Annotated in this window: 14 protein-coding genes; 3 read left to right on the top strand and 11 right to left on the bottom strand. The window is 66.2% G+C overall.

Annotation, left to right across the window (positions count from 1 at the left end):
* Positions 1-40: 40 nt before the first annotated feature.
* A complete protein-coding gene (locus tag BDI24065_RS35110; protein WP_175035032.1) occupies positions 41-3,631 on the bottom strand; it encodes an indolepyruvate ferredoxin oxidoreductase family protein in 3,591 nt (1,196 codons plus the stop codon).
* Between the two features lie 328 nt (positions 3,632-3,959).
* On the opposite strand from BDI24065_RS35110, the gene BDI24065_RS35105 reads away from it, so the two are divergent.
* A complete protein-coding gene (locus BDI24065_RS35105) occupies positions 3,960-4,154 on the top strand; it encodes a hypothetical protein (RefSeq protein WP_046547411.1) in 195 nt (64 codons plus the stop codon).
* A gap of 132 nt (positions 4,155-4,286) precedes the next feature.
* Here BDI24065_RS35105 and hppD read toward each other — a convergent pair whose 3' ends face one another.
* Positions 4,287-5,384, bottom strand: a complete 1,098-nt coding sequence (hppD, locus tag BDI24065_RS35100) for a 4-hydroxyphenylpyruvate dioxygenase (protein WP_175035031.1) — start codon at positions 5,382-5,384, stop codon at positions 4,287-4,289.
* Positions 5,385-5,595: 211 nt separating this feature from the next.
* On the opposite strand from hppD, the gene BDI24065_RS35095 reads away from it, so the two are divergent.
* On the top strand, positions 5,596-6,120 hold the full coding sequence (locus tag BDI24065_RS35095) for an Lrp/AsnC family transcriptional regulator (RefSeq protein ID WP_011655746.1): 525 nt from the start codon (positions 5,596-5,598) through the stop codon (positions 6,118-6,120).
* A gap of 58 nt (positions 6,121-6,178) precedes the next feature.
* Here the strand turns inward: BDI24065_RS35095 and BDI24065_RS35090 are convergent, their stop codons facing one another.
* The 8 genes from BDI24065_RS35090 to paaA form a co-directional block, all read right to left on the bottom strand.
* Positions 6,179-6,826, bottom strand: a complete 648-nt coding sequence (locus tag BDI24065_RS35090; RefSeq protein WP_164462503.1) for a GNAT family N-acetyltransferase — start codon at positions 6,824-6,826, stop codon at positions 6,179-6,181.
* A gap of 242 nt (positions 6,827-7,068) precedes the next feature.
* The gene (locus BDI24065_RS35085; protein ID WP_174382527.1) at positions 7,069-7,674 is read right to left on the bottom strand and encodes a TetR/AcrR family transcriptional regulator; all 606 of its coding nucleotides are present in this window, start codon (positions 7,672-7,674) and stop codon (positions 7,069-7,071) included.
* A 16-nt stretch (positions 7,675-7,690) separates the two neighbouring features.
* On the bottom strand, positions 7,691-8,515 hold the full coding sequence (locus BDI24065_RS35080) for a DUF1835 domain-containing protein (protein ID WP_175035030.1): 825 nt from the start codon (positions 8,513-8,515) through the stop codon (positions 7,691-7,693).
* A 128-nt stretch (positions 8,516-8,643) separates the two neighbouring features.
* Positions 8,644-9,732, bottom strand: coding sequence for a 1,2-phenylacetyl-CoA epoxidase subunit PaaE (gene paaE, locus BDI24065_RS35075; RefSeq protein ID WP_175035029.1), 1,089 nt, complete (start codon positions 9,730-9,732; stop codon positions 8,644-8,646).
* 5 nt (positions 9,733-9,737) lie between these two features.
* The gene (gene paaD / locus BDI24065_RS35070) at positions 9,738-10,301 is read right to left on the bottom strand and encodes a 1,2-phenylacetyl-CoA epoxidase subunit PaaD (RefSeq protein WP_175035028.1); all 564 of its coding nucleotides are present in this window, start codon (positions 10,299-10,301) and stop codon (positions 9,738-9,740) included.
* Positions 10,302-10,324: 23 nt separating this feature from the next.
* A complete protein-coding gene (gene paaC, locus BDI24065_RS35065) occupies positions 10,325-11,128 on the bottom strand; it encodes a 1,2-phenylacetyl-CoA epoxidase subunit PaaC (protein WP_175035027.1) in 804 nt (267 codons plus the stop codon).
* A 10-nt stretch (positions 11,129-11,138) separates the two neighbouring features.
* Positions 11,139-11,423, bottom strand: coding sequence for a 1,2-phenylacetyl-CoA epoxidase subunit PaaB (paaB, locus tag BDI24065_RS35060; RefSeq protein WP_010092957.1), 285 nt, complete (start codon positions 11,421-11,423; stop codon positions 11,139-11,141).
* Between the two features lie 37 nt (positions 11,424-11,460).
* Positions 11,461-12,459, bottom strand: coding sequence for a 1,2-phenylacetyl-CoA epoxidase subunit PaaA (gene paaA, locus BDI24065_RS35055; RefSeq protein WP_175035026.1), 999 nt, complete (start codon positions 12,457-12,459; stop codon positions 11,461-11,463).
* Positions 12,460-12,658: 199 nt separating this feature from the next.
* Here paaA and BDI24065_RS35050 point away from each other — a divergent pair, with 199 nt between their 5' ends.
* Positions 12,659-13,930, top strand: coding sequence for an SGNH/GDSL hydrolase family protein (locus BDI24065_RS35050; protein WP_175035025.1), 1,272 nt, complete (start codon positions 12,659-12,661; stop codon positions 13,928-13,930).
* A gap of 176 nt (positions 13,931-14,106) precedes the next feature.
* Here the strand turns inward: BDI24065_RS35050 and BDI24065_RS35045 are convergent.
* Positions 14,107-14,288, bottom strand: a 182-nt coding sequence (locus BDI24065_RS35045) for a hypothetical protein (RefSeq protein WP_217481842.1), incomplete at its 5' end; no start/stop codon positions are given.

The following is a 14,288-nucleotide window of genomic DNA, read 5'->3' as shown; positions in this document are numbered from 1 at the left end:
ACCAGCGGGCATCCGGACCGCGAATGCCCGCCGAGTGCCGTTACGCGACCTGCTGGTGCGACTGGCCGCCGGCCGGCGCACGCCACTTCGCGAGCAGCGTGTTCCACTTCTGGCGTACCGCGCGCAGGTTGTTCTCCTTCACGTGGCCATAGCCGCGAATGCCGTCCGGCAGCGCCGCGAGCTCGAGGGCGAGCGGGCGGTTGGCCGCGTTCAGCTTGCCGAGCACCTCGCCGATCAGCGTTTCGTACTCGCCGATCAGCGCGCGCTCGGTGCGACGCTCCTCGGTACGGCCGAACGGGTCGAGCCCCGTGCCGCGCAGGAACTTCGCCTTCGCGAGCATCCGGAACGCCGACATCATCCACGGGCCGTACGCCTTCTTCACGAGATGGCCGTGTGCGTCCGTCTTCGCGAACAGCGGCGGCGCGAGGTGGAATTTCAGCTTCCAGTCGCCCTCGAACTGTGCGGTCAGGCGAGCGAGGAATGCCGGATCGGACTGCAGCCGCGCGACCTCGTATTCGTCCTTGTACGCCATCAGCTTGAACAGGTTGCGCGCGACCGCTTCGGTCAGTTGCTCCTGCACCGTGTCGCCGTCCGCCAGCGCACGCTCGGCCGCGCGCACCTTGTCGACGAACGCCGCATAGCGTGCTGCGTACGCGGCGTTCTGGTACGCGGTGAGGAATTCCACGCGCTTCGCGATCAGCGCGTCGACCGCCTTCTTCGTATGCAGCGCGATCACCGTGGCGCCTTGCACCGGGCGCGCGTCGCCGGCCGCGGCCTGCTTCACGCTCGCCAGGTCGTGCGCGGCGCGGCGGCCCCAGTCGAATGCCGCTCGGTTCTTCTCGACCGATACCGCATTCAGCTCGATCGCGCGGACGAGCGACGCGAGCGTGAGCGGCAGCCAGCCTTTTTGCCACGCGTAGCCGAGCACGAACGGGTTCGTGTAGATCGCGTCGCCCAGCAGCGCGACCGCAAAGCGGTTCGCGTCGATGAAGTCGACGTCAACGCCTGCCGCCGCGCGGATGTCGTTTTCGGCGGACAGGCCCGGGAACGCCCAGTTCGGGTTCTTGATGAACTCGGCGGTCGGCGTCTGCGCGCTGTTGACGACCACGCGCGTCGTGTCGTGCCGCATCCGCGACGTGCACTCGTCGCCGGCCGTGACGATCGCGTCGCAGCCGATCACGAGGTCGGCTTCGCCCATCGCGATCCGGGTTGCGTGGATGTCGGTCGGCGCGTGCGAGATCTGCACATGGCTCATCACGGCGCCGCCTTTCTGCGCGAGGCCGGTGACGTCGAGCACGGTCACGCCCTTGTTTTCCAGGTGCGCGGCCATCCCGAGCAGCGCGCCGATCGTGACGACGCCCGTGCCGCCGACGCCCGTGACGAGCACGCCGTATGCGCGGTCGATGTCCGGCAGCGTCGGTTCAGGGATCGGCGGCAGTGCGTTGCCGTCGACCGATACGGCCTTCGGCTTCTTCAACTGGCCGCCCTCGACCGTGACGAAGCTCGGGCAGAAGCCCTTCACGCACGAGAAGTCCTTGTTGCAGCTCGACTGGTTGATCTGGCGCTTCGTGCCGAATTCGGTTTCCAGCGGCTCGACCGACAGGCAGTTCGACTGCACCGAGCAGTCGCCGCAGCCTTCGCACACCGCGTCGTTGATCACGACGCGCTTCGCCGGGTCCGGATACGTGCCGCGCTTGCGGCGGCGGCGCTTCTCGGTCGCGCAGGTCTGGTCGTAGATCAGGATCGTCGTGCCTTCGATCTCGCGCAGCTCGCGCTGCACGTCGTCGAGCTGGTCGCGGTGGTGGATCGGCACGCCCGGCGCGAGCAGCGCCTTCTGGCTGTCGTACTTCTCCGGCTCGTCGGTGACGATCACGATCTTCTTCGCGCCTTCCGACGCGAGCTGATGCGTGATCTGCGGCACCGTCAGCACGCCGTCGACCGGCTGGCCGCCCGTCATCGCGACCGCGTCGTTGTAGAGGATCTTGTAGGTGATGTTCGCTTTCGACGAGATCGCCGCGCGCACGGCCAGCAGGCCCGAGTGGAAATAGGTGCCGTCGCCGAGGTTCGCGAACACGTGCTTCTCGTCCGTGAACGGCGCCTGGCCGATCCACGGTACCCCTTCGCCGCCCATCTGGCTGAAGGTGCTCGTGCTGCGGTCCATCCACACGGTCATGTAGTGGCAGCCGATGCCGGCGATCGCGCGAGAGCCTTCCGGCACGTTGGTCGACGTGTTGTGCGGGCAGCCCGAGCAGAACCACGGCTTACGCTCGGTCTGCACGTGCGGCTTCGCGAGCGCCATTTCCTTCGCGTTGATCACGGCGAGCCGCGCGGCGATGCGCGCGCGCACGTCGGACGGCAGCTCGAACTTTTCGAGGCGCGTCGCGATCGCCTTCGCGATGATCGCGGGCGACAGCTCGTAGTGCGCGGGCAGCAGCCAGTTGCCCATCGGCACCGACCATTCGCCGCCGGCGCCGTCCTTCTCGTCGAACTTGCCGAACACACGAGGCCGCTGGCCGTCGGGCCAGTTGTACAGCTCTTCCTTGATCGCGTATTCGAGGATCTGGCGCTTTTCCTCGACGACGAGGATTTCGTCGAGCCCGCGCGCGAACGCCTGCGCGCCTTGCGCTTCGAGCGGCCACACGCAGCCGACCTTGTAGAGGCGGATGCCGATCCGCGCGCAGGTTTCGTCGTCGAGGCCGAGGTCGGTCAGCGCCTGGCGCACGTCGAGGTAGGCCTTGCCGCCCGTCATGATCCCGAAGCGCGCGCTCGGCGAATCGATCTCGATGCGGTCGAGCTTGTTCGCGCGCACGTAGGCGAGCGCCGCGTACCACTTGTAGTCGAGCAGCCGTGCTTCCTGCACGAGCGGCGGGTCGGGCCAGCGGATGTTCAGCCCGCCTTCCGGCAGGATGAAGTCAGTCGGCAGCACGATCTCGGTGCGATGCGGGTCGATGTCGACCGATGCCGACGATTCGACCACGTCCGTCACGCACTTGAGCGCGACCCACAGGCCCGAGTAGCGGCTCATTGCCCAGCCGTGCAGGCCGAAGTCGAGATATTCCTGCACGTTGGACGGGAACAGCACCGGCAGACCGCAGGCCTTGAAGATGTGTTCGGACTGGTGTGCGAGCGTCGATGATTTCGCCGCGTGGTCGTCGCCGGCCAGCACCAGCACGCCGCCGTGCTGCGACGAGCCGGCCGAATTCGCGTGCTTGAACACGTCGCCCGTGCGGTCGACGCCCGGGCCCTTGCCGTACCACATGCCGAACACGCCGTCGTGCTTCGCACCGGGGTACAGGTTCACCTGCTGCGAGCCCCACACGGCGGTGGCGGCGAGATCTTCGTTGAGGCCGGGCTGGAAGACGATCTGGTGGGCCGCCAGGTGCTGCTTGGCCTTCCAGAGCGAGAGGTCGAGGCCGCCGAGCGGCGAACCACGATAGCCGGAGATGAAGCCGGCCGTATTGAGATCGGCGGCGCGGTCGCGTTCCTGCTGGAGCATCGGCAGGCGCACGAGGGCCTGGATGCCGCTCATGTACGCGCGACCGCGCTCCAGTGTGTATTTGTCATCAAGCGTGACGGACTTCAGCGCGGCTTCTAGCGACGCGCGTTGGCCTGCGTCTAGCGGGGCATTCATTAACTGTCTCCTCCACCCAGTTTGGGATCACCAAAACTCGACTGCTTCGGGCGTCTTGTGGACGCGTCGGCAGTGGCCGGCATATTGGCCGGTTTTAAGCGATGGTAGCACTGGGGCAAACCCGCCGCCCATCGGTTGGAATGCGGGGGAATTGCGGCGGCGCATCAAAAAAGGGGCTGAATCATGAGTTACATCATGTAAAAGCATGTAAAGCTGGCCCCATCTGCATGCAAACGCCGTTAATCTTGTCGGCCTGCTGGTGGTGTCCGGCCGCGTTGGTTAGTTTCGACGCAAGCGGAGAGGCGCCGGCAGTTTTACAGGAGGTGCAATGAACACACGTCATATCCAGAGTTTCCTGATCGTGTCCGCCGCGTTTTTCTCGATGACGGGCCCGGTGCACGCGCGAGGCGCGAGCGCACTGGCGGCAGCCGGCGCGCAGATGCAGCAGATCGTGCCGGCCCAGGACGCCGTTGCGCAGCCGTCGGCCGAGCGCGCCGTCGAGTCGAAGGCGAACGCGCGTTGATCCGGTCGCGCGGCTTGCGGGCCGCGCCGGAATGCAAAAAGGGCGGGAATCCTTGGATTCCCGCCCTTTTTCTTTGTGCCGCCGGATCGTGCGGCCGGCCGGGTTGCCCCGGGCAGCCGCCCGCCGGATGCGTCAGGCCTTGTCCTGCACGACGCCGCGGCGGATCTGGTCGAGCTCGATCGATTCGAACAGCGCCTTGAAGTTGCCTTCGCCGAAGCCCTGGTTGCCCTTGCGCTGGATGATCTCGAAGAAGATCGGCCCGATCTGGTTCTCGGTGAAGATCTGCAGCAGCAGGTCGTCGCGCGCGCCGTCGATCAGGATCTTGCGCTTCTTCAGTTCTTCCAGCGATTCGCCGTGGTCCGGCACGCGGCGGTCGACCAGTTCGTAATACGTGTCGATCGTGTCGAGCAGCTTCACTTCCTTGCTGCGCAGGCCGTCGACTGCCTGGTAGATGTCGCTGGCGCCGAGCGCGATGTGCTGGATGCCTTCGCCGTGGTACGCGTCGAGGTACTCCTGGATCTGGCCAGCCGTATCCGAGCCTTCCTCGTTGATCGGGATGCGGATCTTGCCGCACGGCGACGTCATCGCCTTCGACTTCACGCCCGTCACCTTGCCTTCGATGTCGAAGTAGCGCACTTCGCGGAAGTTGAACAGGCGTTCGTAGAACTCGGCCCATTCCTGCATGCGGCCGCGGTGCACGTTGTGCGTCAGGTGGTCGATGTAGGTGAGGCCGTGGCCGACCGGGTTCGGGTTCGCGCCGGCGATCGGCTCGAAGTCGACGTCATAGATGCTGATGTCGCCGATTGCGCCCGGTTGCGCGCCGTTCTTGCCGCGCCAGCGGTCGACGAAGTAGATCAGCGAATCGCCGATGCCCTTGATCGCCGGGATGTTCAGCTCCATCGGGCCCGTCTTGTTGTCGAAGCCCCATGCGCCGAGCTCCAGCGCGTGCTGGTACGCCTTCGCGGCGTCCTGCACGCGGAACGCGATCGCGCAGATCGACGGGCCGTGCAGGCGCGCGAAGCGTTGTGCGAACGAGTCGGGTTCGGCGTTGATGATGAAGTTGATGTCGCCCTGGCGGTACACCGTCACGTCCTTGTGGCGGTGGCGCGCGATCGCGGTGAAACCCATCCGTTCGAACAGTTGTCCGAGCGCTTTCGGGTCCGGTGCCGTGTATTCGATGAATTCGAAGCCGTCGGTGCCGACGGGGTTGTCCCAGTTCGGGATCTGCATGGCGTGTCTCCTGTGGGGGCGATCGGCCGGGGCGACGTGCGCAGGCCGGCCTGGTTCGATGTCGAACGTGGTACACGCGGCGGCGTGTGCGACGAATCGGTACGTGCGACAGAGTGTAGCGGGCAGCCGCGAGCGTAAACTTGCGAACTTAATTGCCCGAACCTAAGATGGCGCAATTTCCAGTCTTTAAATATTCATTGGAGGGCAGAAGATGGCGCAGGCCGAATTGGATGCCATCGACCGGCGGATTCTCGCGATTCTTCAGGAGAACGGGCGCCTGTCGAACCAGGAGATCGCCGAGCGCGTGAACCTGTCGCCGAGCCCGTGCCTGCGGCGGATCCGGCGGCTCGAGGAGATCGGCGTGATCACCGGTTATGTCGCGCTGCTGGATCCGCAGAAGCTCGGGCTCGACCTGCTCGCGTACGTGAGCGTGCGGCTCGAGAAGCGCGGTGGGCTCGCGCCGGTGCGGGCCGACGAAACGTCGGCGCGTGCGGGGGCGACCCATGCGGAGCTGTTTCGCGCGGCCGTGCAGACCTGGCCGGAAGTCGTCGCGTGCCACGCGATGACGGGGGATATGGATTACCTGCTGCGCGTGCAGGTCGAGGACATGGCGCATTTCTCCCGCTTCGTGCAGGAGCATCTGCTGCATCACCCGTCGGTGATCGACGTGAAGACGAGCTTTTCGCTCGAATGCTTCAAGGAGACGACGGCCTTGCCGATTCGTTCGGTGCGCTAGTGCGCGGCGGGGAAGGGAGGGGCCGGGCGCGCCGCTGGCGCGGCCCGGCTGGCCGACATTACGCCGTCAGGGCGGCGGGCATCAGCGATTCGATGAACTTCGTGGTGCGGCGCGCCTGGCGCTTCATCGCATAGTCGAACACCGCGGCCTGTTCCTGCAGCATCTCGGCGATGATCGTCGAGTGGTCGGCCGGCGGCAGCGACAGGTACGCATCGGCTTCGCCGTACGCGTACTCGATGCGCATCCCGGATTTCTTCGCGATGTGCATCATCGTCGCGTTACGCGACAGGCAGTGCATGTACAGCATCGTCACGTGCGTGTTGCGGCTGCGGATCGCCGCGCGCTCGAACAGCTTCGAGCCGACGCCGCGGCCGCGTGCGCTTTCGAGCACCGACACGCCGAATTCGGCCGTGCGCTTGTCGCCCTCGGCCGGCAGGTAGGCCAGGTGGCCGACGCCGATCAGTTCGAGGTCATGGTCGAACACGCCGAACACGGTGTCGCGGCCGAAGTCGATCGTGCGGACATAGTTCTCGATCACGTGGTCGGGCACCATCTGGCCGAAGCGCAGCAGGCGGTCCTCTTCGTCGAGCGAGAGAAAGTGGGTGAGCATTTGCTCACGGTCTTTGGAAGCCAGTTCCCTGACGAGAACCGGCGCAGACCCGGCGTTGCCGACGACATCGGCAGTGCCGTTGAATTGCGTGTTCATCGTGGGTTCCTCAGTGTGACCGTACAGCGGGTTGTGCAATGCAACAGCATTTTACCCGACCGTCAGCCCCAGGATTGGGGAAAACCCGTATTTGACGATGTTTAAGCTGGAGGATGAATTCTAAATCTGCTTAGTTAAATATCTATCTATCTGATTTTTAACAGATTTAAAATTCATCATATGAAATGCGTGGCAGGCGGTCGCAGTGTGCCCGTCGCGCAACGCTTGCTGCTGCGCGTCAATCAGGCGGCCGTCGACAGCCCGCGCTCGATCAGGTCGATCACCTGCTCGGCGAAGTCGCGGTAGCCGAGGCGGCCGCCCGGCTTCAGCCATGTGAACGTCCAGTTGATCATCCCGAACACCATCATCGTCACGGACGTCTGGTTTTCCTTCGAGATGCGATCCGGGTACGCGCGCGCGAGCTGCCGCGTGAACGCCGCGACGATGTCGCGCTGGCGGTCGAGCACGATTTCGCGCTGCGCGTCCTCGAGATACTTCACGTCGTTGAGCAGCGCGACGTGCCGGCTGTGCGACGTCTCGTATTCGGCGAGGAATGCACGCACGAGCTCCGCGAACGCGTCACGCTCGCCGAGGCCGCGCCGCTGGCTCGCCCCTTCGACCTCGGCGATGATCAGCATCAGCCGTTTCGTGTAGCGGTCGAGCAGGTCGAACAGGATGGCTTCCTTGCTCTCGTAATAGTGATAGAGGCGTGCCTTCGACGTGCCGCTCGCGGTCGCGAGATCGGACATCGACGTGCTCGGGTAGCTCGTCTGCGCGAATTTTTCGGCGGCCAGATCGAGGATCTGCTCGCGCTGGGATTCGTGGTCGGGCGCTCGGGTACGGGCCATGGTCGAATGCGGAAGATTAGCGGTGCGGGGCGGCCGCGCGGGCCGCGCGCACCTGCGTGGAAGAGAGGGCGTCGGGCGCGTCGTCCTGCAGCTCGAGCCGGCCGGCCGCCGCGAGTTCGCGGCAGCGCCACCAGGCGATCGAGTCGCTGACGAACAGCCCGCCGCGGTCGGCGTCGGCCATGATGCTGCCGACGAGGCGCGCCGCGGGCAGCCAGTCGGCTTCCGCGCGCGCGATGATCAGCGCGTCGAGATCCTCGTAGTGGCCGCTCTTGATCGTGTTGCTGACCCAGTAGCGCAGCTCGGCGTTCAGGTGCTTTGCCTCCTGCCATTCGAGCGCGAGGCGGCCGATGCGCAGCACCGAGATCGGCGCGGCCACCGGGCGCTTGCGCGCCAGTTCGGCCGGCGAGAACATGCCGGTCGCGCACGCCTGGTCGATGCGCGACAGCGCCGCGCGCTGCGTCGCGTCGAGGTCGGCGGCCGACAGCCGCACTTCGTTCAGGCGTTGCGGGACGTTGCGCAGGTGATAGGCGACGCGGCGCAGCAGCAGCTTGTCGCCGACGCTCGGCGCATGCCACACGACCACCTGGCCGGTATCCGTCGCGAGTTGGTCGAGGCGCGCGAACTCGCCTTCGATCTCTGCGTTCCAGTCGGGAATCTGGTCGCCGAGCACGTGCTGCCAGAAGGCGGCACGCGTATCGGGCGTCTCGTCGGCGCCCTTGAGCGGCCCGACGCCGAGATCGTCGAGCAATCCGACGACGAGCTCGTCGCGTCCGGTTTGCGCGAGCGCCTCGCGCAGTGACGCGGCGGCGGTGCCGCCCTGAATCACATGAATGGTACTCATCGGCCTGTCGTCAACAAAAGAAAACCGCCGGCCGGGCGGACGTTGCGATGTCCAGCCGGCCGGCGGCCCCTAGTGTAAGCGAGATGTGTGACGGCGAGAAACCGTCCGGCACCGCGACGCGACGTCGCTCAACGCTCGTCGTAGCTCACGACGACCTTGTCGCTGACCGGGTGGCACTGGCACGTGAGGACGAAGCCGTCCTTCACTTCATGCGCTTCGAGCGTGTAGTTCTTCTCCATCCGCGCTTCGCCCTCGAGCACCTTCGCGCGGCACGTGCAGCACACGCCGCCCTTGCACGCGTACGGCAGCGCGAGGCCCGCGCGCAGGCCGACATCGAGCAGGCTCACGCCTTCGTACGGCAGCCTCAGCTTGCGCTTCTTGCCGTCGAGCACGATTTCCAGGTCGGCGGCCGGCGTCTGGTCGGTGATTTCGACGACCGGCGCACCGGCCTGCGGCAGCGGCGTGCCGAAGCGCTCGACGTGCACCTTCGCCTGCGGCACGCCGGCCGCCTTCAGCGCGGCTTCGGCCGCATCCATCATCGGCGCCGGGCCGCAGATGAAAGCCTCGTCGATCGCGTCGGCCGGCGTCAGCGCGCCGAGGAATTCCGCACACTTCGCCTGGTCGAGCACACCGTTGAACAGCTCCACGTCCTGCTGGTCGTCCGACAGTACGTGATAGAGGACGAAGCGGTTCATGTAGCGGTTCTTCAGGTCCTCGAGCTCCTCCGCGAACATGATCGCGTCGACGCTGCGGTTGCCGTAGATCAGCGTGAACGTGCTGCGCGGCTCCAGTTCGAGCGTCGTTTTCACGATCGCGAGCACCGGCGTGATCCCGGAGCCGCCGGAAAACGCGACGTACTGCTTGCCGTGGTCGGCGTTCAGGTGTGTGAAGAACCGGCCGTCCGGCGTCATCACGTCGATCGTGTGGCCCGGCTTGAGCGAGTCGAATGCGAAGTTCGAGAAGCGGCCGCCGCGCACGCGCTTGATGCCGATGCGCAGCTCGCCGTCACGGTCGTAGTCCGTCGTGCCGACGCAGATCGAATACGAGCGGCGCGTTTCCTCGCCGTCGATGTGGGTCTTCAGCGTGACGAACTGGCCCTGCGTGAAGCGGTACGCGTCGCGCAGCTCGGGCGGTACGTCGAATGAGACGGTTACGGCGTCGGCGGTCTCGGGCCGCACGTCGCGGATACGCAGCGGATGAAATTGCGGGGTCGCCATATCGATTAATAGGGTTTGAAGTAGTCGAAGGGTTCGCGGCAGTCGACGCAGCGATACAGCGCCTTGCAGGCCGTGGACGCGAATTGCGCGAGACGCTCGGTACGGGCGGAGCCGCAACGCGGGCACGCGGGCGCCGCGACCGGCCGCGGCACGAAGCGCACGACGTTTTCCCGCGGCGCGGCGGTGCCGCACTGGCCGACCGGCGGCGCGATGCCGTACGCGCGCAGCTTGTCGCGTGCGTCCTGGGTGATCCAGTCGGTCGTCCACGCCGGTGCGAGCACCGTCTCGATCCGGTGCGGCGGAAGGTCGGCGGCCTGCAGCGCGGCGGCGATGTCCTCCGCGATCTGCGACATGGCCGGGCAACCCGAGTAGGTCGGCGTGATCACGACTTCGAGCTTGCCGTCGTCCGCGCGGCGGACGTCGCGCAGGATGCCGAGCTCGCGGATCGACACGACCGGGATCTCGGGGTCGGGCACGGCTTCGAGCACGTCCCATGCACGCGCAAGCAGCGGATCGTTGCGGTGCGCGGCAGGCACGGCGTTAGCGGGGGCGGCGGTCTGGACGGACATCGTCGGGCTCCGTGGCGTCGGGGTTACCAGGTCGCGCCGGGGTGCTGGCGTGCGAGGCTTTGCATTTCGGCGAGCAGGTAGCCCATGTGCTCCGAGTGCTCGCCCTGTTTGCCGGTCGTCACATGCTGCACGGGTGCCGGCAGCGTGAGCGTCGCCTCCGCGAGCGCGTCATCTATGTCCGCGCGCCACGCCGCCTCGAGCATGGCCGGTGCGGGGGCGATGCCCTCGGCGGCAACCGCGTCGTCGATCGCATCGGCGGCGAAGAATTCGCGCGTGTACGGCGTCAGATAGTCGAGCGCGTCCTGCGCACGACGATGCGATTCGTCGGTGCCGTCACCGAGGCGAACCAGCCACTCGCGTGCGTGCTGCACGTGATAGCGGGTTTCCTTCACCGATTTCGCGGCGATCGCGGCGAGCTGCGTGTCGGTGGACGTTTCGAGCGCGGTCCACACGTGCAGCATCAGCGCTGAGTACAGGAAGTTGCGCACGATCGTCACTGCGTAGTCGTTGTCGGCGTGCGCGGTGCCGGCGATCGGGCCGTAGTGCGGCAGCTCGGCGAGCGTGAAGTTCGCGAACTCGCGCTCGGTGCGGAAGTACGCGTAGTCGTCCTCGGTCTTCGTCGCGCCGGTGAGCTGGCGCTCGAGTTCGGCCGCGTGCGTGTACAGCATGCGCGCCTGGCCGATGAGGTCGAGGCTCATGTTGGTGAGCGCGATGTCTTCCTCGAGGATCGGGCCGTGGCCGCACCATTCGGCGTTGCGCTGACCGAGGGTCAGCGTGTTGTCCGCGAGGCGCAGCACGTAGGAGAGGTGTTCGGGCGTGATCGTCATGGCGCGGGCGTTACATGTGGTTGACTTCGTCGGGCAGCGTGTAGAACGTCGGGTGACGGTAGATCTTGTCGCCCGCCGGTTCGAACAGCTCCGCCTTCTCGTTCGGATCCGACGCGGTAATTGCCGACGACGGCACCACCCAGATGCTCACGCCTTCCTGGCGGCGCGTGTAGACGTCGCGCGCCATGCGCAGCGCCATCGACGCGTCGGCGGCGTGCAGACTGCCGCAATGCTTGTGGTCGAGCCCCTGCTTGCTGCGCACGAACACTTCCCAGATCGGCCATTCCTTGTTCATCACTTTCTCCTGAATCCTGAATTCGATGGTGTGCCGCTCAGGCGGCATGCTGTTCGGCGCGTGCCCGGCGCTTTGCTTCGTGGGCGAGTGCGGCTTCGCGCACCCATGCGCCGTTCTCGTGCGCTTTCACACGGGTCGCGAGGCGTTCCTTGTTGCACGGGCCGTCGCCGTTGACCACGCGCCAGAATTCGTCCCAGTCGATCGTGCCGTAGTCGTGGTGGCCGCGCGCCTCGTTCCACTTCAGGTCGGGGTCGGGCAGGGTCACGCCGAGCACCTTCGCCTGGTCGACCGTCGCGTCGACAAACTTTTGCCGCAGGTCGTCGTTCGAGATTCGCTTGATGCCCCATTTCGCGGACTGGTTGCTGTGAACCGAATCGGCGTCGCTCGGGCCGAACATCATCAGCACCGGCCACCACCAGCGGTTCACGGCCTGCTGGACCATCGCGCGTTGCGCGTCGCTGCCCTTCATCATCGAGAGCAGCGCGTCGAAGCCCTGGCGCTGGTGGAACGATTCTTCCTTGCACACGCGGATCATCGCGCGCGCGTACGGGCCGTACGTGCAGCGGCACAGCGGGATCTGGTTCATGATCGCGGCGCCGTCGACGAGCCAGCCGATGACGCCGACGTCGGCCCAGGTCGGCGTCGGGTAGTTGAAGATGCTCGAGTATTTCGCCTTGCCGGCGAGCAGCGCGTCGATCAGCGAATCGCGCGATACGCCGAGCGTTTCGGCCGCGCTATAAAGATAGAGGCCGTGGCCGGCTTCGTCCTGGACCTTCGCGAGCAGGATCGCCTTGCGCTTCAGGCTCGGCGCGCGCGAGATCCAGTTGCCTTCGGGCAGCATGCCGACGACTTCCGAATGCGCGTGCTGCGAGATCTGGCGAACCAGCGTCTTGCGATAGGCATCGGGCATCCAGTCCTGCGGTTCGATCTTGCCGTCGGCGGCCATGACCGCATCGAACCGCGCCTGCTCGGGCGACTCGGCTGCGGCGTCGAGCGGCGCGACGTTGCCGGGGATGTCGAGGGATTGCGTGTACATGGCGAGCTTCTCGTCCGGTTGAGTGTGTGCGAAGTATAAACCAACCGACCGGTCGGTTAATAAATTTCTTGTGGATTTACGGCGAGACTCGGGTAAACGAGGGACGTCGGGGCGCGATCGGGCGGTGCGATGGTGATCCTGCGCGTGGGGGCCGCGTCTTCTGCGGCACAATGCCCGCTTTCCGACGAGGATTTTGCCGATGTCATTTCGAAGCAGTCTCGCCGCGGCCGTGTTGGGTGCGGCCGTCTTTGTCTCGCCGCTCGTAGCGTCGGCCTCGGCCGCGCCGGCCGGATGGGTTGCCGCATGGGCGACCGCGCTGCAGCCGATTCCGGATCTAGCCGCACCGCCGCCGCTCTATCGTGCACCCGACGTGTCCGGACGGACCGTGCGCCAGATCGTCTATCCGACGGTGTCGGGGCGCGCCGCTCGGATCCGCGTCAGCAATGCGTACGGTCGCGTGCCGCTGGTCGTCGAGGCGGCGAGCCTCGCGCGCGCCGGCGAGGGCGCGGCACTTGCCGGTGGTGCGGCGGCGCCGGTCCGGTTCGGCGGCAAGGCGTCGGTGACGCTTGCGCCGGGCCAGGAACTCGAAAGCGATCCGGTGGCGATCGACGTGGCGGCCGGGCGGCCGTATGCGATCAACCTCCAGATGGGACCGAACCAGCGGATGACGGTCTGGCACCGCGTGTCGAACCAGTTCAACTATGTGTCTGCACCGGGCGATCACGTGAGTGATCCGGGCGCTGCCGCGTTTCGCACCCGCTTTACCCAATATGCGTGGGTGACCGAGCTCGCGGTCGAGGCCGGATCCGCGCACGCCAGCGTCGCCGCGATCGGCGATTCGATCACCGACGGGCTGCGCTCGAGCATGAACCGGAACCGTCGCTGGCCGGACGCACTGGCGCGTCGGCTGACCACCTCGGGCGTGGAATCGATCGGCGTCACGAATCTTGGTATCAGCGGGAACCGGCTGCTTAGCGATTCGGCCTGCTATGGCACGTCGCTGGCGTCGCGGTTCGAGCGTGATGCGCTGTCGCGCGCGGGTGTGAAGGCGGCGATCGTGCTGATCGGGATCAACGACATCAACTTCGCTGCGATGCCGCCGCGCGCGGGGCTCGATTGCGACCACCCGCATACGCAGGTCACGGCCGCGTCGCTGATCGACGGCTATCGCCGGCTGATCGACGCGGCGCACCGTCAGGGCGTGAAGATTTTTGGTGCGACGCTGACGCCGGCCGGGCTGCCGGCGGGGCGTGAAGCAATCCGGCTCGAGGTGAACCGGTGGATCCGGAGCGGTAGCGGGTTCGACGGCGTGGTCGACTTCGATGCGGTGTTGCGCGATCCGGCGCGCCCGAGCGTGCTGCAGCGTCGCTACGATAGCGGCGACGGCATTCATCCGAGTGACGCCGGCTACACGGCGATGGCCGACGCGGTGCCGGTCGAGCAACTGCAGGCTGCGGTCGGCGGCAAGTGACGCACCTCTATATATAGAGGGAAGTGTTGCTGGCGGCGCGTAGGTTAGCGGCGCCACTCGGCCCGCTGGGCCCGAAGCCCCCGTGCGCGTCAGCGCACGGGGGCTTTTTCAAAATATTTTCACAAAGGGGCTTGCGCAGTTGGGGGCGGGTGCTTAGAATCACGCCTCTTTCGCGCTTACGGAAACGCGGCGTGGAAGAGGGAAGCAGGGTTGGCGGTGTGCTGCAGTCTGGGGCGCGCAACTGGCCTGGAAGTTGAGCCCCGCAGTCGCAACGATGTAGTAAAAAAGTTGTTGACGATCTGCGAAACACGGTTCATAATCTCGCTTCTCTGCTGCTGAAAACGCAGCGCTGCTGAGA

This window comes from Burkholderia lata, assembly GCF_902499025.1.
Classification (GTDB): domain Bacteria; phylum Pseudomonadota; class Gammaproteobacteria; order Burkholderiales; family Burkholderiaceae; genus Burkholderia; species Burkholderia lata_C.
Note: the sequence above shows the minus strand (reverse complement) of the source record. Positions and strands in the feature narration are given on the sequence as shown.

Bases quoted from the DNA above. Each gene is read 5' to 3' on its own strand.
- BDI24065_RS35110 (WP_175035032.1), bottom strand. From the start codon at position 3,631: ATGAATGCCCCGCTAGACGCAGGCCAACGCGCGTCGCTAGAAGCCGCG.
- BDI24065_RS35105 (WP_046547411.1), top strand. From the start codon at position 3,960: ATGAACACACGTCATATCCAGAGTTTCCTGATCGTGTCCGCCGCGTTT.
- BDI24065_RS35050 (WP_175035025.1), top strand. From the start codon at position 12,659: ATGTCATTTCGAAGCAGTCTCGCCGCGGCCGTGTTGGGTGCGGCCGTC.
- paaD (WP_175035028.1), bottom strand. From the start codon at position 10,301: ATGTCCGTCCAGACCGCCGCCCCCGCTAACGCCGTGCCTGCCGCGCAC.
- hppD (WP_175035031.1), bottom strand. From the start codon at position 5,384: ATGCAGATCCCGAACTGGGACAACCCCGTCGGCACCGACGGCTTCGAA.
- paaB (WP_010092957.1), bottom strand. From the start codon at position 11,423: ATGAACAAGGAATGGCCGATCTGGGAAGTGTTCGTGCGCAGCAAGCAG.
- paaE (WP_175035029.1), bottom strand. From the start codon at position 9,732: ATGGCGACCCCGCAATTTCATCCGCTGCGTATCCGCGACGTGCGGCCC.
- BDI24065_RS35080 (WP_175035030.1), bottom strand. From the start codon at position 8,515: ATGAGTACCATTCATGTGATTCAGGGCGGCACCGCCGCCGCGTCACTG.
- paaA (WP_175035026.1), bottom strand. From the start codon at position 12,459: ATGTACACGCAATCCCTCGACATCCCCGGCAACGTCGCGCCGCTCGAC.
- BDI24065_RS35085 (WP_174382527.1), bottom strand. From the start codon at position 7,674: ATGGCCCGTACCCGAGCGCCCGACCACGAATCCCAGCGCGAGCAGATC.
- paaC (WP_175035027.1), bottom strand. From the start codon at position 11,128: ATGACGATCACGCCCGAACACCTCTCCTACGTGCTGCGCCTCGCGGAC.
- BDI24065_RS35095 (WP_011655746.1), top strand. From the start codon at position 5,596: ATGGCGCAGGCCGAATTGGATGCCATCGACCGGCGGATTCTCGCGATT.
- BDI24065_RS35090 (WP_164462503.1), bottom strand. From the start codon at position 6,826: ATGAACACGCAATTCAACGGCACTGCCGATGTCGTCGGCAACGCCGGG.